At 39.1% G+C, this 25378-nt stretch carries 24 protein-coding genes; 7 read left to right on the forward strand and 17 right to left on the reverse strand.

The window, feature by feature from the left end; all coding sequences use genetic code 11:
• From ACESK1_RS05535 to ACESK1_RS05570, 8 genes are all read right to left on the reverse strand, one after another.
• A partial coding sequence (locus ACESK1_RS05535; protein ID WP_372918742.1) for an OFA family MFS transporter occupies positions 1–1016 on the reverse strand: 1016 nt, incomplete at its 3' end.
• A 186-nt stretch (positions 1017–1202) separates the two neighbouring features.
• Entirely contained in the window at positions 1203–1952 is a 750-nt protein-coding gene (locus ACESK1_RS05540) for a DUF4369 domain-containing protein (protein ID WP_372918744.1), read from the reverse strand.
• A 51-nt stretch (positions 1953–2003) separates the two neighbouring features.
• Positions 2004–3266, reverse strand: a complete 1263-nt coding sequence (locus ACESK1_RS05545) for a DUF819 domain-containing protein (RefSeq protein WP_372918746.1) — start codon at positions 3264–3266, stop codon at positions 2004–2006.
• A 115-nt stretch (positions 3267–3381) separates the two neighbouring features.
• Entirely contained in the window at positions 3382–4191 is an 810-nt protein-coding gene (locus ACESK1_RS05550; RefSeq protein ID WP_372918748.1) for a Cof-type HAD-IIB family hydrolase, read from the reverse strand.
• Positions 4192–4244: 53 nt separating this feature from the next.
• The gene (locus ACESK1_RS05555) at positions 4245–4406 is read right to left on the reverse strand and encodes an Arc family DNA binding domain-containing protein (protein WP_093405921.1); all 162 of its coding nucleotides are present in this window, start codon (positions 4404–4406) and stop codon (positions 4245–4247) included.
• 1 nt (position 4407) lies between these two features.
• Entirely contained in the window at positions 4408–5343 is a 936-nt protein-coding gene (locus tag ACESK1_RS05560; protein WP_372918750.1) for an alpha/beta hydrolase family protein, read from the reverse strand.
• A 2-nt stretch (positions 5344–5345) separates the two neighbouring features.
• Positions 5346–5834 (reverse strand): hypothetical protein, encoded by a 489-nt coding sequence (locus tag ACESK1_RS05565; protein WP_372918752.1) that lies wholly within the window; start codon positions 5832–5834, stop codon positions 5346–5348.
• Between the two features lies 1 nt (position 5835).
• On the reverse strand, positions 5836–6696 hold the full coding sequence (locus ACESK1_RS05570) for an SPFH domain-containing protein (protein ID WP_372918755.1): 861 nt from the start codon (positions 6694–6696) through the stop codon (positions 5836–5838).
• Positions 6697–6822: 126 nt separating this feature from the next.
• Between ACESK1_RS05570 and ACESK1_RS05575 the strand changes: the two genes are divergently transcribed.
• Positions 6823–7602, forward strand: a complete 780-nt coding sequence (locus ACESK1_RS05575; protein WP_372918757.1) for a S1/P1 nuclease — start codon at positions 6823–6825, stop codon at positions 7600–7602.
• 39 nt (positions 7603–7641) lie between these two features.
• Here the strand turns inward: ACESK1_RS05575 and ACESK1_RS05580 are convergent, their stop codons facing one another.
• Both ACESK1_RS05580 and ACESK1_RS05585 read right to left on the reverse strand, forming a co-directional pair.
• Positions 7642–8226: an alpha-ketoglutarate-dependent dioxygenase AlkB gene (locus ACESK1_RS05580; RefSeq protein WP_372918759.1), complete on the reverse strand. Its 585-nt coding sequence runs from the start codon at positions 8224–8226 to the stop codon at positions 7642–7644.
• Between the two features lie 2 nt (positions 8227–8228).
• The gene (locus ACESK1_RS05585) at positions 8229–8588 is read right to left on the reverse strand and encodes a hypothetical protein (protein ID WP_372918761.1); all 360 of its coding nucleotides are present in this window, start codon (positions 8586–8588) and stop codon (positions 8229–8231) included.
• 190 nt (positions 8589–8778) lie between these two features.
• Here ACESK1_RS05585 and ACESK1_RS05590 point away from each other — a divergent pair, with 190 nt between their 5' ends.
• Positions 8779–10941, forward strand: coding sequence for a response regulator (locus ACESK1_RS05590; protein ID WP_372918764.1), 2163 nt, complete (start codon positions 8779–8781; stop codon positions 10939–10941).
• Positions 10942–11011: 70 nt separating this feature from the next.
• Here ACESK1_RS05590 and htpG read toward each other — a convergent pair whose 3' ends face one another.
• Positions 11012–12901: a molecular chaperone HtpG gene (gene htpG, locus ACESK1_RS05595; protein ID WP_372918766.1), complete on the reverse strand. Its 1890-nt coding sequence runs from the start codon at positions 12899–12901 to the stop codon at positions 11012–11014.
• 221 nt (positions 12902–13122) lie between these two features.
• Between htpG and ACESK1_RS05600 the strand changes: the two genes are divergently transcribed.
• Positions 13123–13794, forward strand: a complete 672-nt coding sequence (locus ACESK1_RS05600; protein ID WP_372918768.1) for a TetR family transcriptional regulator C-terminal domain-containing protein — start codon at positions 13123–13125, stop codon at positions 13792–13794.
• Between the two features lie 99 nt (positions 13795–13893).
• Complete coding sequence (locus ACESK1_RS05605) at positions 13894–15204, forward strand: ABC1 kinase family protein (protein WP_372918770.1); 1311 nt, start codon at positions 13894–13896, stop codon at positions 15202–15204.
• Positions 15205–15351: 147 nt separating this feature from the next.
• Here the strand turns inward: ACESK1_RS05605 and ACESK1_RS05610 are convergent, their stop codons facing one another.
• Positions 15352–17811, reverse strand: coding sequence for a prolyl oligopeptidase family serine peptidase (locus ACESK1_RS05610; RefSeq protein WP_372918772.1), 2460 nt, complete (start codon positions 17809–17811; stop codon positions 15352–15354).
• Between the two features lie 137 nt (positions 17812–17948).
• Here ACESK1_RS05610 and ACESK1_RS05615 point away from each other — a divergent pair, with 137 nt between their 5' ends.
• Positions 17949–18959: a 3-oxoacyl-ACP synthase III family protein gene (locus ACESK1_RS05615; RefSeq protein WP_372918775.1), complete on the forward strand. Its 1011-nt coding sequence runs from the start codon at positions 17949–17951 to the stop codon at positions 18957–18959.
• Between the two features lie 48 nt (positions 18960–19007).
• Here ACESK1_RS05615 and ACESK1_RS05620 read toward each other — a convergent pair whose 3' ends face one another.
• From ACESK1_RS05620 to ACESK1_RS05630, 3 genes are all read right to left on the reverse strand, one after another.
• Positions 19008–19205, reverse strand: coding sequence for a hypothetical protein (locus ACESK1_RS05620; protein WP_372918777.1), 198 nt, complete (start codon positions 19203–19205; stop codon positions 19008–19010).
• Positions 19195–19443, reverse strand: coding sequence for a putative signal transducing protein (locus ACESK1_RS05625; protein WP_372918778.1), 249 nt, complete (start codon positions 19441–19443; stop codon positions 19195–19197). The genes ACESK1_RS05620 and ACESK1_RS05625 overlap by 11 nt, the downstream gene beginning before the upstream one ends.
• Before the next feature lie 78 nt (positions 19444–19521).
• Positions 19522–20247: a hypothetical protein gene (locus tag ACESK1_RS05630; protein WP_372918780.1), complete on the reverse strand. Its 726-nt coding sequence runs from the start codon at positions 20245–20247 to the stop codon at positions 19522–19524.
• 204 nt (positions 20248–20451) lie between these two features.
• On the opposite strand from ACESK1_RS05630, the gene ACESK1_RS05635 reads away from it, so the two are divergent.
• Together ACESK1_RS05635 and ACESK1_RS05640 are read left to right on the forward strand one after the other, a co-directional pair.
• Positions 20452–20988, forward strand: a complete 537-nt coding sequence (locus ACESK1_RS05635) for a fasciclin domain-containing protein (RefSeq protein WP_372918782.1) — start codon at positions 20452–20454, stop codon at positions 20986–20988.
• Positions 20989–21118: 130 nt separating this feature from the next.
• Positions 21119–21697, forward strand: a complete 579-nt coding sequence (locus tag ACESK1_RS05640; RefSeq protein ID WP_372918784.1) for a DUF4136 domain-containing protein — start codon at positions 21119–21121, stop codon at positions 21695–21697.
• Positions 21698–21778: 81 nt separating this feature from the next.
• On the opposite strand, the gene pheT is transcribed toward ACESK1_RS05640, so the two are convergent.
• Positions 21779–24205, reverse strand: a complete 2427-nt coding sequence (pheT, locus tag ACESK1_RS05645; RefSeq protein ID WP_372918786.1) for a phenylalanine--tRNA ligase subunit beta — start codon at positions 24203–24205, stop codon at positions 21779–21781.
• Between the two features lie 134 nt (positions 24206–24339).
• Complete coding sequence (locus tag ACESK1_RS05650; protein ID WP_372918788.1) at positions 24340–25257, reverse strand: tetratricopeptide repeat protein; 918 nt, start codon at positions 25255–25257, stop codon at positions 24340–24342.
• Positions 25258–25378: the final 121 nt, after the last annotated feature.

Here is a 25378-nt window from a genome sequence, read left to right on the forward strand (position 1 = left end):
GCCGGAAGATTTGAAAATCCGCCTCCGTAACAGCTCACAACAAGAAAAATAAGCACCTGAAAAACAATTACACTTGTTATTATTGGCAGGGTAAGGAAAGTTACCAACTGAATAATGAAAAAGCTAATAAAAACCACCGGTCTTGAAATATAATCTGAAGCTGTTGCCCATCCAATTCGACCTGCTCCATTAAAAATTCCCATCAATCCAACCATGGCGGCGGCAGCCCCTGCCGATAATCCCACTACTTGTTGTGCCATTGGGGAAGCTACTGAGATCATCATGATCCCGGCACTGGTATTAATTAACATCATAGTCCAGAGCATCCAGAAATGTTTGCTGTTAACAGCTTCCTTTCCACTGGATTGTGTCAGGTCAATTTTAATCTTCCTGGTACCAGCTTTGACCGCATCTTTCATGCCCTGTGGCAACCAGCCTTTTGGGGGTGGAGCAATATATAGAGCGGCGAGGGTCATCAGTAGAAAATAGCTGAATCCAAGAATATAGAAAGTAAGGGAAATACTGAAAGTTTCCATCAAATAGGCGGCAACCGGAGCTGTTATTAAAGCTCCTGCCCCAAAACCTAAGACGGCCATTCCTGTTGCGAGGCCGCGGCGATCAGGGAACCATTTTACCAGGGTGGAAACCGGAGCAATATAACCAATTCCTAACCCGAAACCACTTAAGATCCCATATGTCAGAAGGAAAAGTGGAAGGGATTCTAAAGCGACTGAAAGTCCCGAACCTGCCTGTCCCAGTCCAAATAAAATAGCAGCCAGCATGGCCGACTTCCTTGGGCCACTTCTTTCTACAAATTTTCCGAATAAGGCTGCTGAACCTCCACCGAGCACCATCATAAAAGTGAAAGCTAAAGTGACTGATGAAACCGTCCAGCCCATGGTTTCTGTTAGAGGAATGGTATATACACTATAGGCATAGGCAGCACCGATTGATAGATGGATCCCGATGGCTGATAAAGCAATAAGCCATCGATTTTTTAAAGCAGGATTTTGCATGTAGATTCTGGTTTTGTTGATCTTTTACTACAGTTTGATTTAAAGTCCTGACAAGTATCAAGTTTTTTTGGGAAAATGCAAGAAAAATCAATAAAACTAATGTGGAGAATAGATACTGTTGACTCCCTTGTAGAAAAATAAAAACCTCCCGGCAAGGGGAGGTTTGAAGTAATGATGTTTTAAATTCTATTCCTGTTCGATTTCGGTATTTTCCTGGGCTATTTCATCTTCCATTTTTTCCTGTTCCCGCCTTTCCTCGAGAAAGCTCTTTAATTCTTTTCCGTAGAAGGATTTTTGTACCTTTTTATCAAGAGAAGTGTATATAGTGTCCAGGTATTTGATATTGGCGTCAAATACTTCTGAAAGTGCTAAGTATGGCGCAATCTCCAGATCCTTATTGGTAATGGCGTAATTTACTGTATAGAGATATCTGCGCCTAAGCAGGTTTTCATATTTCTCGTCAATTTCCATTAAGAGATCTTCATCTCCCTCTCTCTCAGCTTCAAAACTCTCCTTAATAAGGTCCAAATTACTATCGTTGAATCTTTTCTGGATCTTGCGATATTCCACAAGCTTTTCCTGATTCCGGGATCCAACAATTTTTGCATCCTCCTCAAATTTTTCCAAACTGGTTGTAATCGTAACTTCTCCTTTATCGGCAAAGAAATCAAGCCGATCATCGAATTCAGAATTATCTACTTTATCCAGGTAGAGATACATCATCTGAGGACTTTCTATATAGGTTTCCAGGGTAAATTCTGAATTCCCCTTCACCTGTACGGAATCCAAATTAACCATAAGTGTGTCCTCTATCTTTTGGAGGTAAACAGTTCCTTTTTTCAGGCCTTTGATGTTAGCTTTTACCACCAGGTTACTTTCCTTTGTTGAACAAGCCGAAATCACAAGGATCAATAAAAGAAGGCTTAATTTTTTCATTTTTAGTTTAGGATTTAGGAGCGCAAATATCTTATAAATTTTGATTTAAAACTAACTACCGGCCGCGATTTGCATTAAAATGGTGGTTAGGATAGCTCCATAGGTTCCCACCACATATCCAAATACAGCAAGCAGAACTCCTACCGTTGCAAGTGAAGGGTGGAAGGCGGCCGCTACCACCGGTGCGGATGCCGCACCTCCTACATTCGCCTGGCTTCCAACTGCAAGGAAGAAGTAGGGAGCTTTTATGATTTTTGCTGTTAGGAAGAGTATAATCACATGAATTGACATCCACACTAAACCAATACCTATAAGTCCCGGATTTTCAAAAACCATGGTCAGGTCCATTTTCATCCCTATGGTTGCCACGAGAATGTAAATGAAGATACTTCCCAGTTTACTCGCGCCGGCACCTTCATAACTTTTAAGACGAGTGAAGGAGAAACCTATTCCAATAGCAGTAGCGATGGTGATCATCCAGAAAAAGCTAGATGAAAATGAAGAGAGCGCACTTTTTTTATCGGAAAACACTTCAAAATTAGCCGATAGATAAGCTGAAATTTCATCGGCTCCAAAATGAGCTATTCCTACAGCTCCAAAAGCCAGGGCAAGCATGATCATATAGTCTGGTAAAGCAGGAATCCTGGTGACACTGGCTGCATAATTGGAAACCCTGTTTTTAAGTTCTTCTATAGCCGAGTTATCAGCTTTCAACCAGCGGTCTATTTTGTCAGTTTTGCCAATTCCCATTAGAAGGCCGGCCATTAAAAGATTAGCTACTACGATATCTACCAATACCATTCCCCCGTACAGATCTGGGTTATATTCGTAGATCTCCAGCATGGCAGCCTGGTTTGCACCTCCACCAATCCAGCTTCCTGCAATTGTAGAGAGTCCTCTCCAGATCGCATCAGGACCAACTCCTCCAACGGTTTCCGGGGAAAAAGTTGAAATAAGCAGAATAGCCAGGGGCCCTCCTATTATAATTCCTATGGTTCCGGAGAAAAACATAATAAGCGCCTTGGGTCCAAGGTTGAATATGGCTTTCAAGTCAATACTCAAAGTCATAAGGACAAGGGCTGCCGGTAAGAGGTAACGGCTCGCAACAAAATAAAGCTGAGAAGATTGTTCGTCTATAAGCCCCAGAGAGTTGAAAATGGCAGGTAGTAAATAGCACATTAACAGCGCAGGTACCACCGAATAGAATTTTTTCCAGAAACCTTCTTTTTGGGAGGAAGTGTAAAAAACAAATCCCAGGGCTATCATTAAAAGTCCAAAGACTATTGCATCATTGGTAAAAAGGGCGTTTTCCATAAGAATAATTGATATAGGGCCGCCAAAATACAATTTTTCTTAAACTATTCTTAAAACCTTAGGCAGCATTTTCTAATAAATTGCTGAATTTTCAATTAACAGGAAGCTAAAGGTTTTAAAGCTTGAAAATCTCCTTTAGGGAATTAGCCACGCCATCATCAATTCCCGCATTAGTCACCACATTGGCCACTTCCAGTACTTCTTTTCGTGCATTCGCAACTGCAACGCCCATACCTACACCTTTTATCATCTCAACATCATTGTAATTATCTCCAAAAGCGATGCAATCCTTAGGCTCAAAGTTGAAATGATTATCTAAGAGAAATTGAATAGCCGAAAATTTTGAGATCTCCCTATTCGCTATTTCCAGGTAAGTGGGCTTGGAGCGATACAAGTGCAATTTATCCGGAAATTCTTGTTGCAGAAAATCTCTAATAGCATCGATCTCTGCTTCCGTGCCCATTGCCATAATCTTATGTGCACTTTTATTTTCGGCATTCCATTTTTCGAGAACCGCCGCATTAGATTTTATTTCCGGGGAAATCCGGGTATTGTTTTCTTCCCTGGCGGCCCAGCGATCACGCTGAGGTACATACCATTCGTCGTTATGATAGAGGCTGAGGTGACAATTGATTTCTTTATTGAAACCCGAAAGCGCTGACAGGATGTCAAAAGGAATCTCCGTGGAGCTCACTGTTTTTCCATTTACCAGGATAAGTCCGCCGTTATAACTTATAATTGGTTGATCTTCAATCTCGAGATCCTGCTGGAGATGCCGCATGGCTGCCGGCATTCTTGCTGAGATAAGCACTACCGGTAATTTCTCTTTTATGTGTTTTAAGGTTTCAATTGTGGCGGGGGAAAGCGCTCGTTCATTATTAAGTAAGGTGCCGTCTATATCTGAAAATATAATCTTGTACTGCATTAAATTGTTGCTTATATAATTTTTTTGTGATCTTGACTATCCGGGATAAAATTCTATTTCTTGTTTTTGGGATGTCTTTTGGCTTCTTTTAAACTTTTATTCAGCATCCATTCAATTTGGCCGTTGGTGCTTCTAAACTCATCAGCGGCCCATTTTTCAATGGCTTTCAACATCTCTTCATCTACCCTTAGCGCGAATGCTTTTTTATTACCCATACTACTTTTCAATATTTTTCACGAACTCCACCAGAATTGGAATCAGATCGGGATGAAGCGGCCGGTTAGGTTCATTGTATGATTTGGTATTAACCAAAGCATCATTCCCTTTAATTTCTCTGAAAACGTGATTCATGTCCGGGATTATCTTTAATTCTGAATTGGGAAGAGCCTCGTGTAAAATTTCTGCCTCTGAAGTTTGTACCTGAATATCGGCCGTACCCTGAACTATAAGGACGGGAATTTCAAGTTCAGCAATTTCTTCAGCAGGATCATACTTTATCCAGGAGACCATATACGGCTGCACGCTGGGCCGGAAAATCGATCCCAGCGCCGGATTGTAGTTGCTGGTGCTGCCTTTCTCCATCAACTCATCAAATGATTCCCTCGTATTCTGCTGAAGTCCGGGAGCCTGTTTTCCTATTTGATCTACAACGATATTATCTATGCTTCGGCCTGCTCCAGCTAGAGAGATTAAAGCATCGGCTCCCTGATCGGCTGCGAGTATTCCTAATAAAGAACCTTCACTATGCCCTGCGAGAATGATCTTGCTGAAATTTTCCTTTCCCTTGAAATAACTCATGATAGCCTCCACATCCTCAACAAAATCTTCAAAACGCAGGTCTTCCTCTTTGATCTTGAGTTTGTTCATTTTAAAGATCCGCTTATCAAATCTGAAGCTTGCAATCCCCTCATCCGCCAGTTGGTGAGCTATCTTTTTGGCAAAATCACTTTTCATCATGGATTGATTTCCGTTGCGGTCGGTAGGCCCCGATCCCTGAATGAAGATTACAAGCGGTGAATTGTTTATAGAATTAGGTTGAGTTAGGGTCCCATCAATAAATTGATTTATATTAAGTTCTTCTTCCTGAAAAGCCGATTCCTGGGAGTAAAACTCAATTGGGATTAATAAGAAAATAAGCAGAATCTTTTTCATTTTTAACTTTTTTGATTATTGGAATATCGGGTGAGCACTTGCTTTGCCTGTTCGGGTTCGCGGGTGCCAATAAGAAATTTTTTCCCCGATTTGGTCTTAATTTGTATTCCGGAATTTCCGGAGACATTCCAAGCTTTATTTACGCCGAAACCTCTTAGGCCCCACCCGCCGTATTCTCTTATTGGAGCATAGGTTCTCACGTAAACCTGGCTAATTTCATTCCAGGAATACTGTTTTTTAAAAAAACTGAGTGGCTTCCACTTTACCTTTATTCCAGTGGAATCTATACGCGTGTTTAGGCTCATTGAGAAAATTAAAAGACTCACTAAAATTCCCGGAACCAGCGCAAAGAATATCAGCATAATTTTTTCCTGTTCTGAAAATATTGCCTGCTTCCGAAATAGCTGGATAGAAATAACCAGAATAACTACTCCCAGAATGAGAAATAACCACCATTGTCTAAAAGACTGCCTTTCCTCAAATATTCTCATTTTAATGATTTAATGTTCCTGCGTTTACAATTGGGGCCGCATCTTTATCGCTGCAAAGGACTACCATCAAATTGCTTACCATAGCTGCTCGTCTTTCTGCATCAAGATCAACCACACCTTTTTCGCTTAATTGATCCAGGGCCATTTCTACCATGCTCACTGCGCCTTCCACAATTTTATGTCTTGCAGCAACAATGGCGGTAGCTTGTTGGCGCTTCAGCATCGCACTGGCAATTTCGTTGGCGTAGGCCAGATAACCAATTCTTGCTTCCAGAACTTCAATCCCGGCGATTTCCAGGCGTTCTTCCAGTTCTTGTTCCAGGGCCTCACTTACTTCATTAACACTTGAACGCAAAGTGATATCTTCATCCAGGCCTTCATCTGCAAAATTATCATAAGGGTAGAGGCTGGCAAGTTTTCTTACGGCAGCATCAGTTTGAACTACCACAAAGTTTTCAAAATTATCAACATCGAAAGAAGCTTTATAGGTGTTACGTACCCGCCAGACCAGAATTGTGCTAATCATTACCGGGTTACCTAGCTTGTCGTTAACTTTTAATCGTTCACTGTCAAAATTACGGGCCCGTAGGGATACCTTCTTTTTGGTGTAAAAAGGATTCACCCAAAAGAGTCCGTTTTTTTTTACGGTGCCTTTATAGTCACCAAATAAAAGAAGCACCCTGGAACCATTTGGGTTAACCAAGATTAGCCCGGGAAGAATAAATAAGGAGATAAAAATAATTGCGAAAAACCAGGCATTTTCAAGAATTGTAAAGGCTATAATGCTTCCGAAGAATAAAAAAAAGAAAACAAACAGCATGATATAGCCGTTGGAGGGTTTAAGGTCTTTTTCAAGAGTCATAATTGGATTGAGTTAGTTGATATTAATTTGATATCATAAATATATGTTTTTAAATTCAAATAGTAATGTGGAATTAACAAATTTATTTTCCAGGCTTGCTTATCTTTGCGCAAAATCAATTATTTCATGAAGAATTCAATTTTAGTTTTATTCGCTATATTTTATACCAGCATTAGCTTTGCCGGAAATGACTGGGGAAAAACCGGACATCGAACCACAGGAGAAATAGCTCAAAAACATTTGAGTAAAAAGGCCCAAAAAGCTATTGCAGAACTTTTAGATGATCAAAGTCTCGCATTTGTAGCCAATTATGCCGATGATATTAAAAGCGATCCAGACTACCGAAAATACGGTCCCTGGCATTATGTAAATATAGATCCGCAGGATGAAAAATATGACAGAGAAAAAGCCAATAAAGGAGGCGATCTAATTCAGGCTATAGAAAAGAGTATAGAAGTTTTGAAGGATGAAAAAGCCTCCCGGGAAGATAAACAGTTTTACCTGAAGATGCTGGTTCATTTTATGGGAGACCTGCATCAGCCTTTCCACGTAGGGCGCAGTGCCGATAAAGGAGGTAATGATATTCAGGTGAGATGGTATAATGAAGGTAGCAATATCCACCGTGTTTGGGACAGCCAAATGATAGATTCTTACCAGATGAGCTATTCCGAGTTAACCGAAAACCGCAAAGAATTAAGCCTGGCAGAATTACAGGAAATGGAAGCCGGAAGCCTTCATGACTGGATGTATGAATCGCGCGAAATGGCAAATGTTTTATATGATTCTGTAGAAATTGGAGAAAAACTAGGCTACGAATATATGTACAAGTGGTTTCCTAAAGTGAGGGAGCAATTGCAAAAAGGTGGCGTTCGCCTTGCCAAAGTCTTAAACGAAGTCTATCGATAGTAACTTCTGAAAAAAAAGGCTGCCAATTGGCGGCCTTTTTTAATATATTGTCCTGAAGGTTAGATTTATTCTTGGTCCAATGATTTTTTTGGTTTTCGGTAATTGATGTTTCCAATTGTGCTGCATACCGTCCTCCATTATTAAAAGGCTGCCATGTTTCAGGAGTATCTTTTCTTTGAGGTTTTTATCGGTTTTGTGCTTTAGGTGAAAGATTCTCTCGGCACCAAAACTTACTGAAGCGATCACTGGATTTCTTCCCAGTTCCCTTTCATCATCAGAATGCCACCCCATGCTATCCTGCCCGTCCCGGTACAAATTTGCCAGACATGAATTGAACTCAAAGCCAGAGAAACTTTCAACTCTATTTTTTATTTTTAAAATAATTTCTGGGAAATATTCGGGTTTCAGCTTTAAGCCGGAGTAAGAGTAATTTATATCGGGTTCAGCAAAAAAGGCACTTAAACGGGGTTGCATATGTTCTTTTCCGAAAAGTTTGATCCTGTCCTGTTTCCAGGGTATAACCTGCTGTAATCGCTCTAAAATAAAATCTGCCTCCTCTGAAATAAAGAACTCAGGGATGTACCTCAGCTGTGCGTCCTTTAAATCAAAAGTTTCAATTTTCATTCTTAAAATTTAAGGTAAAACCAGGCCCACCATATTAGAAAAAATTGTAACGGAATTCTTAGCCATAAGGCCCATTTTGGGATTCCTGCGCCAGCTTTTTCAGAGCTTAACATATAAAAATGAACGCTCAGGAAAATTATCAGCATCAGTATTATTCCGTAAATGGAGAGGTTTTTTGTTTCAGGAAATGCAAGACCAATTCCCAGAGTTATTTCTACTAAACCGCTCAGGTAAACAAGTAACCGGTGTTGAGGGAGGTAGCGCGGCATTATCCGCATGTACATTTTTGGTTTTAGGAAATGAATAATACCTGCCAGAACGTACATTATGGCCATTGCGTATAGATGCCAGGGATAAATCATAGAATTTTCGATGAAAGATAAATCTAAGCGGCAGAAGGGAAAATTAATAGGAATTAAGTAAGATTTAACAATTTTATTGGAAGTTTCCCAAAATAACCTTAAATTTCCCAGGCCTAAAAAGATCAATCAACGCCTACTTATTTTGAGAAAAACCTTTCTTTTTCTTGTATTTTTTGGAACCGGAATATTTATGTCCAGTTCCCAGGAAAATCATGAGATGACCAGGGACAGCCTCGAAAAACTTCTTAACAAAACAGCGGGCTTATTTAATAAATACAATTACCACGAAGGTATTGATGAAGCCTTAAAACTTATAGAGGCATCAAAAGAATTTGGTAGTGATTATCACCATTATCATGCGCATAATTTTCTGGGCTTTGCTTATACTGAGCTTGATGATACGATTCGGGCAAAGAAAAATTATGAATACGCCCTGGATTTCGCTCAAAAAACCGAAAATGATACTTTAATTCTTTGGGCCTATAATAACCTTGGAAATATATATTCAGAAAATCCCAAAACAGTGGACCGGGGGATAGAAATGTATAAGAAAGTCATCCAATTGGCAGGAGAGACAGATATGCAACGGGAAAGTCTGGCGCCAAAAATTAATATTGCTTGGACCTATCTGGATCAAAAAAAGCCATATTCAGCTTTTCCTTACCTGGAAGAATCTGTCACGATATTAAAAGATACTGAAGATAATTATGTGCGATCGCAACTTTATATGTTACTTGGCCGATATCACCGGGCAACTGCCAAACCGGATTCAGCTGAGGTTTATTTAGTTGAAGCTTTTTCTCTCGCTGAACAGGATTCTTTATACTTGCCGGCATCAGAAATTGCCAAAGAATATGCCGAGTTACTTTTTGAGGAAGGGCGATATGAGGATGCTTATTTGCATCTTGCGAAACATAATGAGTTCAACGACCTTCTTTTCGAAAAAGAAAAACTGGAGCAGGTAGAGGCTGCAAATGCCAGGTTCGATGTGAGTGAATACCAGAAGAACCTGGAACTGGCCAAAAAAGAGCAGATTTTTCAGGAGCAGATCATCAGTAAATCAAATGAGAAGGTTATGGTCATGGTAATCTCTTCATTTGTATTAATGTTGATTCTTTTAATTCTTAATAAGATCAATCAAGATAGAAAAAGGCTTATTTATGAGCTTCGAACAAGAAACCGGCAACTTCAGGAAGCTAAGGAAAATGCCGAAAGACTTTCGTTGCTAAAGACCCGGTTTTTTTCTACGGTAAGCCACGAACTGAGAACCCCGCTCTATGGAGTGGTAGGAATTACTTCTTTATTGCTAGAGGAAAAAGGACTGGAAAAGCACCATAACGATCTTAAATCTCTAAAATTTTCGGCAGATTATCTCCTGGCCCTTATCAATGATGTGCTTCAGATGAATAAAATGGAATCGAACCTGGTTTCCCTTGAGGACATTAATTTTAATTTGGAAGAGTTAATGCTGAGTATTGTGAATAGCTTCGAATTCACCCGACTCCAAAATCACAATAAGATTCATCTTGAAATTGATGATAAAATCCCTTCCACCATGAAAGGCGATCCTGTAAGATTATCTCAAATCCTGATGAACCTGGTAGGGAATGCGATGAAATTCACAGAAAGAGGAGATATCTACATTACCGCACGTTGGAGGGAATTTAAGGAGAGTAAAGCGAAAGTATATTTTGAAGTGAAGGATAACGGAATTGGAATTCCGGAAAACAAACAGAATGTGATTTTTGAAGAATTTTCTCAGTTAAAGAGTGATAATTATAATTACCAGGGTACCGGCCTTGGTTTACCTATTGTCAAGAAATTACTTGAACTGTTTGGGTCACAGATTCATTTAGTAAGCGAAGAGGGGAAAGGCTCTGTATTTAGTTTTGAGATCCTTTTTGATAAAGCTTCCTCCCAAAATATCGAGACTTTTAGTCCTGATCTCCTTCCTGAGCCTTCGCCAGGGAACAAAACTGTACTTATAGTGGATGATAATAGGATTAACCAGGTTGTTACACAGCGAATTCTTGAAAAGAAAAGCTTTAGCTGTGAGGTTGCCGCCAGTGGGGAAGAAGCAATTGAAAAAATAAAGAATAACACCTATAATCTAGTACTCATGGATGTTAATATGCCAGGTATTAGTGGGCTTGAAGCTACCCGAAGAATCCGTGAATTTGATAAAACGGTACCGGTGGTAGCTCTAACCGCAGTAGAAATAGAAGAAATAAGAAATAAGATCTTTACGGCCGGGATGAATGATATTATTGTTAAACCCTACGATGTGCAGCAGTTCTACCAGATTGTTTTTAGAAATTTACATGTGGATAAAATTAACGAACTTCAACCCTAGATTCAATTTTGCCCTATAAAAAAAGGGCTATCCGAAGACCGCCCTTTTTCTTTAATAACCTGGATATTTACTATTTAACCATATCAAAACTACGTTTTATAAAAGCAGTTAATTCTTCTCCTTTAAGTAGATTTTGAGACAATTTTGCTAAATCTAAAGATTGTTTGATCAACCTTTCCTGTTTTTTAGCTGTCTTGGTATTCAGGATTTCTGAGATAAGTGGATGGTTGGTGTTTACCACCAGATTATACATCTCCGGCATATTTCCCATTCCAAACATTCCACCGCCACCGGTTTGCTGCATCTCTTTCATCCTTCTCATGAATTCCGGCTGGGTAATTATTAGGGGAGCAGCATCGCTGTCCATGGCTTCAAGTTGAACGGTATATTTTTCTTTTGGAACCACGGTTTCAAAATCGGTTTTTAGCTTTTCCTTTTCCTCATCTGAAAGTTTTGAGATCTTATCATCTTCTTTCTTAATAAGGTTGTCTACATGATCGGCATCAACACGTGCGAATGAGATCTTTTCTTTTTCGCTTTCCAGTTTCTGAAGCAAGTGAGAGATTATTGGGGAATCCAGCAATAAAACTTCGTAACCTTTGGCCTTAGCAGCTTCGACATAACTGTGCTGCGCATCCTCGTTGGAAGCATAAAGGATCACCATATTACCGTCTTTATCGGTTTGATTATCCTTAATTTTCTCTTCCAGCTCAGCGTAAGTGTAATACTTACCGTCTACCGTAGGATAAAGTGCAAAATCCTGAGATTTTTTGAAAAATTTATCTTCAGAAAGCATTCCGTACTCTATCACGATTTTAATATCGTTCCATTTCTTTTCGAAATCCTCCCGGTTATTATTGAAAAGTGATTTTAGCTTATCAGCAACTTTTCTGGATATATAGCTGGCAATTTTCTTAACATTACTATCAGCCTGCAGATAAGAACGGGAAACGTTCAACGGAATATCCGGAGAATCGATCACCCCACGAAGCATGGTTAAAAATTCAGGAACGATACCTTCAACATTATCGGTGACGAAAACCTGGTTTTGATACAACTGGATCTTGTCACGTTGGATGTCCATATTCCCGGTTAATTTTGGGAAATAAAGAATTCCGGTTAGATTAAAAGGATAATCTACGTTAAGGTGAATATGGAAAAGTGGTTCCTCGAACTGCATAGGATAGAGCTCTCGATAAAACTCTTTATAATCTTTGTCTTCCAGTTCAGTAGGTTGCTTTGTCCATGCCGGATTAGGGTTGTTGATGATATCATCAACAGTTTTGGTTTCAGGTTTTGCGTCTTCCGGAGCATCTTCCGGCAGAGGTAAGCTTTCTTCCCTGGTCCCGAATTTAATCGGGATCGGCATAAATTTGTTGTACTTGGTGAGTAACTCACGAATTCGAGCTTCCTCTAAAAACTCTTTATCATCTTCATTTATGTGAAGGATGATCTCTGTACCACGGTCTTTTTTATCGGCTTCTTCCAGAGTGAATTCAGTAGTTCCTTTACACACCCAGTGAGCAGCAGGCTCATCTTTGTATGATTTAGTGAGAATCTCCACTTTATTAGCTACCATAAAAGCAGAGTAAAAACCAAGCCCGAAATGGCCGATAATTCCACTGTCTTTAGCAGAATCTTTATATTTTTCAAGGAACTCCTCGGCTCCGGAGAAAGCTACTTCGTTAATATACTTTTCAACTTCCTCTTTTGTCATCCCAATGCCCTGGTCTATAACATGCAGGGTATTGTTTTCCTTATCGATCTTTACCTCGATCTTCGGGTTATCATATTCTACGCCGCCAGCTTCCCCAATATCGGTGAGATGTTTTAGTTTCAGGGTTGCGTCAGTCGCGTTGGAGATAAGTTCCCGCAGAAAGATCTCGTGGTCGCTGTAAAGGAATTTCTTTATCAGCGGAAAAATATTCTCAACAGATACATTAATGTTTCCGGTTGCCATATATGCTTAAAATTTAAATTAATCTTCGTTTGATCTTCACTAGTCAAAAAAAATACCACGAAGCTTCCGCTGACAAACTGACAGCGCATTGTAATTCAAACCTTTGTTTTTCGTCTAAAGGATAGCTGGAAAAAATCACTATAAAATATTTAACAAAGATTTTGTTTAATTTTATAGATATAAAGTTAAACAAGAATTATCTTTGAAAAAGAAATAATGCTATGAGTACACCAAAGAAAAATACAACTACTAAAAAGAGTCTAAGCCGTGAAAAGCTTATCGCGCTTTATATGGATTATGTTCTCGAGAATGAAGAATCGCCTAGAAGCGTCTACAAATTTTGTAAAGAAAATAAACTGAAGGAAGAAGATTTTTATAATTTCTTCGGAAGTTTTGAGAGTCTCCAAAAAGGTATCTGGGAGCAGTTTTTTGATCATACCGATAAGGTATTGAAGTCAAGTCCTGAATTTTCTGATTTCACCAATAGAGAGAAGATGCTTAGCTTTTATTACACCTTTTTTGAAATGCTTTCAGCCAATAGGAGTTACGTGCTTCTAAGTTTGAAACAGTATGAGAGTAAGCTTAAAAACCTGGAGCAACTTAAAGGACTTAGAAAGCGGGTTAAGAACTTCGCGCAGGAAATAATAAAAGAGGAAAACGAAACAAAAAACTTAAAGGTCTTAAAACAATCGGAAGCAATTTTTTCTGAAGCCGCCTGGATTCAACTGATGTTTTTGCTGAATTTCTGGATGGACGATAACTCAGCTAAATTTGAAAGTACCGATGTGGCCATTGAAAAATCAGTAAATACTGTTTTTGATGTGTTCGACAACACTCCTTTGGAACGTGTTATCGATTTTGGAAAATTCCTTTGGAAAGAAAAAATGGCCTAGATGAAACCAGCATGCTGCTGGACCCGAAAATGGCAAGATACAGGGGCGTGATTTTAAGTCTATGCCTTATTCCCCAATTTCGATTAAGAAATATAGTAAATGAAAACAATAGATAAAATACCCACAGGTAAACTGGGCCGAACTTCAAAAATGGTAACCACCGGCGTGAAGGTTGGCGGTAACTACCTCAAATATTACGGAAAAAAAGCCTTCAATTCTGAACTTACCCGTGACGAGTTAGATCAAAGCAATGCCGATGATATATACGATGGTTTAAAAAGCCTGAAAGGAAGTGCCCTGAAAGTTGCTCAAATGCTTTCAATGGAAAAGAGTTTGTTGCCGGGCGCCTATGTCGAGAAATTCAGTCTTGCACAGTTTAGCGTGCCACCGCTTTCAGCGCCATTAGTAAGAAAGACCTTTAAAAAATACAACGGAAAATATCCTGAAGAACTCTATGATGCTTTTACCAGCCAGAGCGTGAACGCCGCCAGTATTGGCCAGGTTCACCGCGCCGAAAAAGATGGGAAAAAACTTGCTGTGAAAATTCAATATCCCGGCGTGGCAGAAAGTATTAGTTCCGATCTCGCGATGGTTAAACCCATCGCGACCAGGATGTTCAACCTTCAGGGGAAAGATTCTGAGAAATATTTCAAGGAAGTAGAAGGCAAGCTGCTGGAAGAAACCGATTATTTGCTGGAGGTTCAGCAAAGCAAAGAAATTTCTGAAGCCTGTGCACATATTCCAAATCTGAAATTTCCCAAATATTACGAGGAGCTTTCCAGCGAACGCATCATTACGATGGACTGGATGCCAGGGGTTCATCTAAGTGAGTGGGCAAAAGCGAATGAAGATCAGTCTGAAGCTAATAAAGTAGGGCAGGCGCTATGGGATTTTTATATGTACCAGATGCACGGCTTAAAAGCTGTTCATGCTGATCCTCATCCGGGTAATTTCCTGATAGATGAAGACTCTAACCTTATCGCTATAGATTTTGGTTGCATCAAACAGGTCCCTGAAGATTTCTATGTGCCATATTTTGAACTGGCTAAAAAAGAAAATATCAATGATCCTGATTTTTTTAACTCTAAATTATTCGAGTTAGAGATACTCAGAGAAGATGATTCGCCAAGGGAAATTGAATATTTTTCAGAATTATTCTATCAAATGCTGAATCTTTTCACCAGTCCGTTTCATGCAGAAACTTTTGATTTTGCTGATGGAAGCTTCTGGAACTCCATTACCGATCTTAGTGAAAAATACAGTAAGGATACCGAATTGAGAAAAATGAACGGCAACCGGGGAAGTAAACATTTCCTTTATATCAACCGCACGTTCTTTGGTTTGTATAATCTGCTTCATGATTTGAAAGCAGAAGTGAAGATTAATAACTTTCGTGATTATCTGTCATAATTTTAGGTTTATTTATTGGTTAGGTTGTAAAAAGCCTGGTCGCCGTAAGGTGGCCAGGCTTTTTTTTTGAATAAATGAATAAATGAATAAAAAAAGCCGCGAATTTGTCTATTCTGACAAATTCGCGGCTTACCTTTCAATTCAGAATTAATCATTCAAAACTTCAGACTCATTTTTGACTGTGTTTTTGTCTTTATTCTTAACATATTTTTCCAGCCATTGGTCCTGTTCCCATAACACATGTAAAACAGATTCTTTGGCGCTATAGCCATGGCTTTCTTTAGGTAACATCACTAATCTTGCAGTAGCTCCCAATCCTTTAAGGGCATTAAAATAACGCTCACTTTGCATTGGATAGGTACCCGAATTGTTATCGGCTTCACCGTGAATTAATAGGAGAGGAGTCTTCATTTTTTCAGAATTCATAAAGGGCGACATGGTATTGTAAACTTCCGGGGCTTCCCAGTAATTTCTCTCTTCGCTCTGAAAACCGAAAGGGGTAAGGGTACGATTATAAGCACCACTACGGGCAATTCCTGCAGCAAACAGATCGGAATGGCTCAGTAAATTAGCCGTCATAAAAGCACCATAACTGTGGCCACCTACTGCTACCCGGTCTCTGTCTATATATCCCATTTCATCTACAGCATCAATAGCAGCTTTGGCATTCGCCACAAGTTGCTCTTTAAAGGTGTCGTTAGGTTGATCTTCACCTTCACCCACAATAGGGAAAGCAGCGTCATCTAGAACCGCATATCCCCGGTTAACCCAATAAATAGGGGAGCCGTAATAAGGGTATGTAAAATCATTCGGATTTGAAGTATTTTGCGAAGCCGAATTCTTGTCTTTGTATTCGCGGGGATATGCCCATATAATTAAAGGCAATTTTTCAGGATTTTCCTTATCGAAATCGGCTGGTAAATAAAGAGTTCCGGTTAATGTCAGGCCATCTTCACGTTCATAAGTAATTACCTCTTTACTTACTTCTTCCAGACTTTTAAATGGATTTTCGAAAGAGGTGATTTGAGTAAGCTCTTCCTCTTCATAAATATCTCTCAGGTAGTAATTTGGATATTCTGTTGATGATTCTATTCTCACCAGAAGTTCTCCTTCCTCCATGTCCAAAGCTTTCACAAGGCTTTCTTTTTTGTCATTGTAGTTTGACTGATAAAGACGCTCTGTTTCACCATTTTCCAGATCCAGTTTATCAACAAAAGGAAATTGTCCATCTTCAGTAAAGCCGTTACCCAGCAAGAACGTGTTATTGTTTTTAAGCTCAAGCACTGATTCTCCAAATTCATTATCGGTAGTAACAAAATTACCCGGGTCGCTGTAGATATCCTGATAATTGCGGTCGAAAAGCACTTTTGGTTCCTTTGTAGCATCAGAAGGATCAAAAACATATGTTCTGGTGTTTCTTGTGTTCCACCATCGATCTTCTATTATTGCTGTATTATCATTTCCCCAGGTAATACCGGCATATCTGTCTATTGTTTTTATAAGTGATTTACCATCACCGCTGAAGGGAGCGTCCAATTGAAAGACTTCATCGCGATGAGATACTTCAACTTCAGGATCTCCCTCATCCAGAGCCTTAACATAAATTAAAGTAGCAGGTGCATCATGCCGCCATTGGAAGTTTCTTTTTCCTTTTTGTGTTGCCATAAAACCTTTGGGCAAATCTTCAATAAGGGGCACTTGATTTACAGTATTTATTTTTTGACCATTTATATCATACACGGTACTTACTGAAGGAAAACGGTAATAAGGAACCAAATATGAGAAAGGCCTGTCAATGGTAGTAACCATTACATAATTTCCATCGGGAGAAAAAGAAATACTACTGTACATATCAGATTCCTTCCAATTTGAGGTGGTGCCGTCGAGAGAAACTTTTACAAGTTCCGCATGGGCCAATTGCTCAAAATTATATTCATCATTAGGATTTTTAAGAAGATCCTGATAGGTGCGATTTTGAGCTTCTTTCCCGTCACTTACTGAAACTGTAGGGCCGGTTGGAATAGAAGTTTCAGTGTCAATTAATTCCTTACGGTCTTCCGGCAGCATTTTTACAAGAATCGCCGAGTTATCTTTAAACCAGTTGATGGTATTGCCCATATTGGCATTTAGTTTGGCTGGAGTAAGTTCTCGGGCTTCAGTAGTTTCAAAATCTACAACCCATAGGGCAACACCGGTATCTGATGTGTGTGTAAAAGCCATTTTTGTTTCATCCGGAGACCAACTAAAATTGCTTAAACGGGGATTTTCTGGCAATCCCGTTATGGGTGTAGGTTCGTCCCCATCAATCGCCTGCATTTCAATATTGTTATAGTAGGTTGCGCGACTGCTGATATTGGTTACCGGGTTAATTCGCAAACCTGCCAGTCTAAGTTCCTCCTCACTTAGTTCGGCGATAGATTTGTATTGATCACGGTATAAAAACACCATTTTTTCTCCTTCACTATCTACAATAGTGGTTGGCGCCAATGGTACATCTACCAACTCGAGGATCTCCTGGGGTGGTTTTTGGTAGGTAAGATTCTCCTGGGCATAGATACTTCCCAGAATAAGAAAAAAACTTAAAATACTTAAAGTAAATTTTTTCATCAGGTATGTTTTTTTGAATTAATAAAATAAACCGGCAGATATATAATTAATGTTAATCTTTGTTATCTTGCTGATTCAATTTTTATGAAATTCTTAAATTAAGAATTTGCAATTCTAAATATACTAAAGTTTTAATTATGTTTCAATCCAAGATAGCCGGGGTGGGAAGTTACGTTCCGGAGAATGTGGTCACCAACGATGATCTTGCCAAACTTATGGATACCAGTGATGAATGGATCCAGGAACGCACCGGAATTAAAGAACGCCGACACATTAAAAAAGGCGACGGTAATTCTACTGCCACCATGGGAGTTAAAGCTGCCAAAATTGCCATAGAAAGAGCAGATATTTCTAAAGATGATATTGACCTTATAGTGTTTGCTACGCTAAGCCCCGATTATTATTTCCCCGGTAGTGGAGTACAGGTGCAGGAGATGCTCGATATTAATACCTGTCCTGCCTTAGATGTTAGAAATCAGTGTAGCGGTTTTGTATACGCAATCTCAGTGGCAGATCAGTTTATTAAAACAGGAATGTATAAAAATGTTCTGGTAATAGGCAGTGAGAACCATAGCGGAGGACTTGATTTTACTAACCGGGGACGCTCGGTTTCTGTAATCTTTGGAGATGGGGCCGGTGCGGCTGTACTTACTCGCAGCGATCATATTGGGGAAGGAATTCTCTCTACGCATTTACATTCTGAAGGAAAGCACGCCTTGGAACTTTCCCTAAAGGGGCCAAGCACTATGCATTGGGTTCCTGAAATTATTGCTGAAAATCCCCAGGGAGACGATATTCCTTATTATCCATATATGAACGGTCAGTTTGTATTCAAGCACGCCGTGCAGCGTTTTTCTGAAGTAATTATGGAAGGCCTTAAAGCAAATGGGTTAGAAGTAAAAGATATCGATATGCTTATTCCTCATCAGGCGAACCTGCGTATTTCTCAGTTCATTCAGCAGAAATTCAAGCTTAACGATGATCAGATCTATAATAATATTCAGAAATACGGGAATACTACAGCTGCTTCAATCCCAATCGCTTTAACCGAAGCCTGGGAAAAAGGAAAGATCAAAGATGAAGATGTAGTGGTGCTTGCGGCTTTCGGAAGTGGTTTTACCTGGGCCAGTGCTGTAATTAGTTGGTAGCCATTTAGTTTAAAATAGAAAAGGCCGGAATTACCGGCCTTTTTAATTTTATTTTACAGCAAAATATTTATACAGGTCATAAATCCCCAATCCCACAAAAGCGATGGCAAGGATAAGACCGAAAGTGTCGGTTTCTGTACTGTTTAGATGATAGTATAATCTATAGGAACCGTAGCCGGTAAAGGCGATCCCAAGAATTAAATTCCAGATATTTCGTTTGGCAGGTTGTTGTTCATTATTCGTCATCGGTGTAATCTTTCGGGAAGGTTGATTTTGCAATTTTTAAGGCTTCGTCATAATGGCTTTTGATCACAAAAAGCTGCACCTGGCCAGGAAGGCCACCCCCGAATCCTGCTCTAAGGCCGGAGTCAAAATCATTTCGGACTCTGGATGAAATACCAGACTTATCAAAGATTTCCTGCAAATATTGTACATTGGTTTCAGATCCTGTATAGACCCGTTCGTAACTCTCTTCAGTACTCATGATTGATTGGTTTTTGTTACTAACCAAATTACAAATTCCACGGCTTACAGCACGGGCTTTTATACAGAGTTTAACGTTCTAAGCATTGTAATAGCGGCTTTGCCAGATAGCAGAATTAAAGTTTTTACCGAATTTCACTCCGTAAAAAATTGATAGTCCGGCAATCCATTTAAATACAAAAAAGAATATAATAAAGAATTGTGAAGTGGTGTATTGTGGTGCAAATAGTCCTTCTGGAACTAAAAATGCCAGTAGAAAACTACACATTAAAAGTACAAGAGCATAGTTTTCTATGTATTTAAAAGGCCACATTAAAAGTTTGCGCAAAGGATGCAGGTCATTTCCCCATTTATGAATAAGGTAGAAATAATCATTGCCCATGGGTGCGAAAAGCAAAGGGTCATCGGCATTATCCAGTTTTAGAAGTTTTGAAGGCGCAATGATTTTGAATCCTTTCAGGCTGGTTTTATGCTGTTTTTCCAATTTCTTTATTTCTGAAATAGCTTCTACAGGAATTTCAGCCTTGAAAAATCTACTGTCTAAAAACCGAAGCCGGTAATCAATGCAAATTTTTTCTATGTCTGAAATATGGTAGATCCGGCCGCCTTCTAATAGGTCGAAATTAAAATTGTTGGAAGCTTCTCCACTTCCTTCATTTAAGGTTTTTCGAATTAGTTTTTCCTTATCATCCTCTCTTTTCAAAATCTCCTGGACATGGGCAATAATGGCCTCTTCGGCAATTCGCTTATTTCTTGTTCTTCGTAATTGAACTTCAATGTTAGTACGGGGAATAATCAGCTTCATAATCTTTTTCATTAGCAAGGGCCCTAAATTAAATATTTATAGGGAATTCCGCAATTTTTTATAATGCACTTTTTATCAGGATGTTAAAGCTATCCCAATTAGAACTTTTTAGTATTTTGTTTAAGTAAAAACAATATAAATTAGACAAAAAGTTAGAATGATCGTATTCAGTCTATCTTATTATTAATAACTAAAACTTTGAAAATGAAAAATTTAAAATTAATGGGAATTTTTTTCCTAATGATGGGCACAGCTTCCTTTGCTCAAACTTCAAACGGTTCTGGAATGAATAGTAAGACAATTGTCGAGAAAGCTTCTGAATCACAGGATCACACTACATTGGTAGCTGCGTTGAAAGCTGCGGATTTAGTGGAAACTTTGCAGGGAGACGGGCCCTTTACTGTATTTGCACCCACAAATGCTGCTTTCAAAAAATTGCCGGCCGGAACAGTGGAAACCTTGTTGAAACCGGAAAACAAAGAGCAATTACAAGGGGTTTTAACTTACCACGTAATTGCAGGAAATCATAGCGCCGATAAAATTATTGCTGCTATAAATGAAGGTAACGGAAAAGCTAAATTCGAAACTGTAAACGGCGGTTGGATTACTGCAATGATTGAAGATGAAAAGGTTAAGTTACAAGATGCTGCCGGGAATGTGGCGACAGTAACCACAGCCGATCTAAATCAAAAAAATGGAGTTATTCATGTAATTGATACCGTAGTACTCCCGGGTAAATAGGCAGTTGTAATTATTCCTTCAAAAAGCGATCAGGACCCTGGTCGCTTTTTGTTGTTAATGAAATGCGAAAAATTAATCAGAACTTTTTTTGTTATAAAAGAAAGCCTAATTTCAATAAAAAATAAACGATATGAAGAAAATAAAGCTTGTAATTACTTTTGGATTAGTAGGAATATTGCTTGCCTCCTGTGGTTCAGGGGTTAAACTTACTGAGGAGGCTAAAACACTTAGAAATTATAATTCCTATGCTTTTTTACCGAATAATGATACTATAATGAGCCGGACTTATGACAATGACCGTGTTAATGAGGTGATCGTTTCTACCATTAACGCAAATATGAAAGACGAAGGCTATGTCGTGGATAAAAGTCAACCCGACGTGCTTATCTATGTGCATACTATGTTTGACGAAAAAGCCGATGTAAATGCGAACCCAATTTATACCAATTATAGTTATTACCGCCCCGGACTTTATATCGGGCCTTATGTTGAAGATTATGTGTATGAAGATTACTATACCATTCAACGCTTAAGCGGAAATAGTGTAAAGCAGGAACCTTACAGGGAAAGAAACATAGTTATAGATTTTATTAATCGAAGGAACAAGGAGATCATCTGGCGGGCTACTTCTCAAAATGAAATTGGAACACGCCGGTTGGAGCGCGATATTAGAAATTATGTAGATGAAATTTTCAAGAAATTTCCTTAATCTGTGATTTCCTGAAAAAGAAAAATCCGTGATCTATCCTTTTGAGATCACGGATTTTTTATTGGTATAATTGGAATTAATTTATCGCAATTCAGCTTTTAATTCACTTTCAAATCTTTGCTGAAGCTTGCTCATCATCTTGTCTACCTGTTTATCTGTTAAAGTTTTATTCTCGTCCTGGAATAAAAAGCTTACAGCATAGCTTTTTTTGCCTTCAGGTAGGTTACTGCCTTGGTAAACATCAAAAAGGTTCACATCCTTAAGCATTTTCTTACCGGTTTGCAGCGCGATTTCTTCAATCTCTGCATAAGTGATCTTCTCGTCAAGCAGCAAAGCAAAATCACGCCTAACAGCAGGATATTTTGGAATAGGACTGAATTTTTTTCTTTGGCTTACAGCTTCTTCCACTACAGCTTCCCAGTTGAAATCGGCAAAAAGTACTTCCTGTTGAATATCAAAGTTTTTTAATACAGTTTTTTTAACCACTCCGAATTCTACAAGTTTTGCTTTTTTAGAGCTTATGGCAAGTCCTTCTGAAAACAAGTCGTTCTTTGCCGCTCCGGTTTTGGACTCACTTACTCCAAGGCGCTCCAGTATGGCCTGGATCACTCCTTTTAGATAAAAGAAATTTCCGTTTCCGGGTGTGCTGTTCCAGCTTTCGGCTTGTTTGTTTCCGGTAAGCGTTAAAGCCAGATGTTTGATCTCTGTTCTTCCGCTTACGTAACTATGATAGGTTTTCCCGAATTCAAATAACTTCAGGTTACTTCGCTTTCGGTTAATATTATAACTCGCCGCTTCAAGAGCAGAGAACAACATAGATTGTCGCATTACTGAAAGATCCTGACTTAAAGGATTCAGCATCTCTACATTATATTCATCCTTTATCTGTTCGCTTAGCTTGGTATATGCCGGAGTAGTTAGCGAATTAGCCATGCTCTCGAAAAAACCCTGTCCCATCAATTGATTGGAAATAAGGCTTTCCAACTTGTAATTTTCAAATTTTGAAGAAATAGCTACAGAAGCATTTAACTTATCGCTGAACTTGATATTGTTATAACCATAAACCCTTAAGATCTCTTCGATCACATCGGCTTCTCGTTTAACATCTACACGGTAAGAGGGAATGGTTAGTCCCATTCCTGTTTCGGTAACATTATTTACGCGAATTTCTAGGCTCGCTAAAATAGATTTTATGGTTTCTTCTTCCAGGTTTTCTCCAATGAGCTTATTGACCTTGTCGAAGGTTAAGAAAACCTGAAAATCTTCAATTTTCTTGAAATAAAGGTCATCAATATCGCTGGTAATTTCTCCGCCCGCAATCTCAGTAATTAGAAGCGCAGCTCTTTTTAATGAATATTCTACGGAATTGATGTCAATCCCACGCTCAAACCTGAACGAGGCATCAGTACTCAACCCGTGACGTTTAGCGGTTTTTCTGATGCTAACAGGATTGAAGTAAGCACTTTCTAAAAAAACTTTGGTGGTGTTTTGTGTAACTCCGCTTGTAATTCCTCCAAAAACTCCCGCGATACAAAGTGGTTTTTCAGCATCACAGATCATAAGGTCTTCCTCGTGAAGTTCGCGTTCCACTTCGTCTAAAGTGGTGAATTTTGTGCCTGAAGGCAGGGTTTTTACATTGATCTGATTTCCGGCTATTTTTCCCGCATCAAAAGCGTGTAAAGGCTGACCCAATTCGTGCATTACGTAATTGGTGGCGTCTACTATGTTATTCTTAGGAGTAATTCCAATGGCTTTTAATCTGTTTTGGAGCCATCCCGGAGAGGCTTCCACCTTAATATCTGAAATTGTAACACCGCAATATCTTGGTGCAAGATTCGAATCTTCAACTTTAATGGGGATTTTTAGACTTCGGCTATCAACATGAAAACTACTCACCGAAGGGGTGATAAGTTCAAGGGATTTTCCTTGTTGCTGATAACCGGCTTTGAGGTCACGTGCTACGCCACAGTGGCTCATAGCGTCAGCTCGGTTTGGGGTTAATCCTATTTCAAAAACCTGATCATTTTCAACCTCAAAGATTTCTGCAACAGGTTTTCCCGGAATGAGATCGTCTTTCATCACCATTATCCCTTCATGATCGTCGCTTATGCCAAGCTCTTTTTCAGAACAGATCATTCCGAAACTGGCTTCCCCACGAATTTTACCTTTCTTAATTGGCCAGGCTTCCCCTTTATCGTCGTAAAGCGTAGTGCCAATTGTTGCAACCGGCACTTTCTGACCGGCGGCTACATTGGGTGCACCACAAACGATCTGTACCTGCTCACCATTGCCGAGATCTACATTGGTCAGTTTTAACTTATCAGCATTTGGATGGTCCTCGCAGCTAAGCACATGTCCTACTACGATTCCCTGTAATCCGCCTTTTACACTCTGAAATTCCTGAATACCTTCTACCTCAAGACCAAGATCCGTAAGTAATTCTCCTGTTTCCACAGGGTTTTCAGGGAGTTTAATAAATTGCTTTAACCAGTTATATGAAATCTTCATCGAATAGTTTTTTCAGGCAGCAAAGATAGTATTACGAACGGTTTTGGCATAATTTGAAATTTTAATTTTGGCCTAATTATAAATAAAAAAGAGAAGCTCCGGGCTTCTCTTTTTATTCTTTCAATATTTTTGGATTATGCTTTACGTTTAAATTTCATTTCGGATGCTTTTTCCCATTCCTGGCTGTTTTCCTTTTGAACAAATACATTCCATTGAATGTTATCTTTATCGGTACGTGTTATTTCATGCCGTGCCATCCTTTTTACATTATCCTGAAGATATTCTTCCATCATTTCGATCTGGTTTCCAGAAAGATCTTTAATTGCTAAGTTCGAAATCTCAATCCCGGAGGGGTCAGTAGCATTTATATAGGCCATTTCATACCTGTCTTCTAAAGCATCATAGGCTATTATTCGCTCACAACAGGGATTGTTTTGAGCATTTGTATGTTTGATGCGCAATACAGTTTCACCGGGCAAGTAATTGATACTATGAGAGCTAGGCGGAACATCTATAGCATTACCATCGCGATATCCGGTTTGTTCCATAGTCCATTCCCCGGCTAAGAAGTCCAGTTTGCGGTGTTTGTTTTCCAGTTTTGAAAGTTTAGCTTTAGAGCCGGCAAGAATTCTGGTTTTTTCGTCTTCGTTAGAACTGTTTTGAGCTATTTCAATAGATTTTTTCAGATACTTTTTAGCCTCTTCTGTTTCTCCTTTCTCGATGAGGTAATCGGCGTAAGAGTCATTGGGATTGGCTGCATCAGGATACTCTTTCATATTATATTTGAAAATCTTCTTTGCCGCGTCCATATCCTTTTCTTCCATAAGCTTATAGCCTATGGCATTCAATTCCCACTCATCCCAATTGTAATTTTCCTTTTCCTCTTTTTTTAATTTTTCATAATGGGCCAGGGCCGCATCGATGCCATTCGCCTCATACTCCTCATAAACTTCCTCTCCAATAGAGTTTTTCTCCTTCTCATTCTGTGCAACAGCACTTGTAGCCAGACTCATAAAAAAGATTCCGGTTAGTATCAATAATCTTGTTTTCATAACTCCTATGATTTAATGGTTAACCTAATAAATTTACGAATAAACTCTATTTCAATAGTTTATGTTTAAAGGCTGTGGAGTCCCTGGAATTATTTTGAGAAGCACTTATTCATATCTTATT

This window comes from Salegentibacter sp. (assembly GCF_041642575.1).
In the GTDB taxonomy this organism is placed as follows: Bacteria; Bacteroidota; Bacteroidia; order Flavobacteriales; family Flavobacteriaceae; genus Salegentibacter.

Bases quoted from the DNA above. Each gene is read 5' to 3' on its own strand.
- ACESK1_RS05540 (WP_372918744.1), bottom strand. From the start codon at position 1,952: ATGAAAAAATTAAGCCTTCTTTTATTGATCCTTGTGATTTCGGCTTGT.
- ACESK1_RS05545 (WP_372918746.1), bottom strand. From the start codon at position 3,266: ATGGAAAACGCCCTTTTTACCAATGATGCAATAGTCTTTGGACTTTTA.
- ACESK1_RS05550 (WP_372918748.1), bottom strand. From the start codon at position 4,191: ATGCAGTACAAGATTATATTTTCAGATATAGACGGCACCTTACTTAAT.
- ACESK1_RS05555 (WP_093405921.1), bottom strand. From the start codon at position 4,406: ATGGGTAATAAAAAAGCATTCGCGCTAAGGGTAGATGAAGAGATGTTG.
- ACESK1_RS05560 (WP_372918750.1), bottom strand. From the start codon at position 5,343: ATGAAAAAGATTCTGCTTATTTTCTTATTAATCCCAATTGAGTTTTAC.
- ACESK1_RS05565 (WP_372918752.1), bottom strand. From the start codon at position 5,834: ATGAGAATATTTGAGGAAAGGCAGTCTTTTAGACAATGGTGGTTATTT.
- ACESK1_RS05570 (WP_372918755.1), bottom strand. From the start codon at position 6,696: ATGACTCTTGAAAAAGACCTTAAACCCTCCAACGGCTATATCATGCTG.
- ACESK1_RS05575 (WP_372918757.1), top strand. From the start codon at position 6,823: ATGAAGAATTCAATTTTAGTTTTATTCGCTATATTTTATACCAGCATT.
- ACESK1_RS05580 (WP_372918759.1), bottom strand. From the start codon at position 8,226: ATGAAAATTGAAACTTTTGATTTAAAGGACGCACAGCTGAGGTACATC.
- ACESK1_RS05585 (WP_372918761.1), bottom strand. From the start codon at position 8,588: ATGATTTATCCCTGGCATCTATACGCAATGGCCATAATGTACGTTCTG.
- ACESK1_RS05590 (WP_372918764.1), top strand. From the start codon at position 8,779: ATGTCCAGTTCCCAGGAAAATCATGAGATGACCAGGGACAGCCTCGAA.
- htpG (WP_372918766.1), bottom strand. From the start codon at position 12,901: ATGGCAACCGGAAACATTAATGTATCTGTTGAGAATATTTTTCCGCTG.
- ACESK1_RS05600 (WP_372918768.1), top strand. From the start codon at position 13,123: ATGAGTACACCAAAGAAAAATACAACTACTAAAAAGAGTCTAAGCCGT.
- ACESK1_RS05605 (WP_372918770.1), top strand. From the start codon at position 13,894: ATGAAAACAATAGATAAAATACCCACAGGTAAACTGGGCCGAACTTCA.
- ACESK1_RS05610 (WP_372918772.1), bottom strand. From the start codon at position 17,811: ATGAAAAAATTTACTTTAAGTATTTTAAGTTTTTTTCTTATTCTGGGA.
- ACESK1_RS05615 (WP_372918775.1), top strand. From the start codon at position 17,949: ATGTTTCAATCCAAGATAGCCGGGGTGGGAAGTTACGTTCCGGAGAAT.
- ACESK1_RS05620 (WP_372918777.1), bottom strand. From the start codon at position 19,205: ATGACGAATAATGAACAACAACCTGCCAAACGAAATATCTGGAATTTA.
- ACESK1_RS05625 (WP_372918778.1), bottom strand. From the start codon at position 19,443: ATGAGTACTGAAGAGAGTTACGAACGGGTCTATACAGGATCTGAAACC.
- ACESK1_RS05630 (WP_372918780.1), bottom strand. From the start codon at position 20,247: ATGAAGCTGATTATTCCCCGTACTAACATTGAAGTTCAATTACGAAGA.
- ACESK1_RS05635 (WP_372918782.1), top strand. From the start codon at position 20,452: ATGAAAAATTTAAAATTAATGGGAATTTTTTTCCTAATGATGGGCACA.
- ACESK1_RS05640 (WP_372918784.1), top strand. From the start codon at position 21,119: ATGAAGAAAATAAAGCTTGTAATTACTTTTGGATTAGTAGGAATATTG.
- pheT (WP_372918786.1), bottom strand. From the start codon at position 24,205: ATGAAGATTTCATATAACTGGTTAAAGCAATTTATTAAACTCCCTGAA.
- ACESK1_RS05650 (WP_372918788.1), bottom strand. From the start codon at position 25,257: ATGAAAACAAGATTATTGATACTAACCGGAATCTTTTTTATGAGTCTG.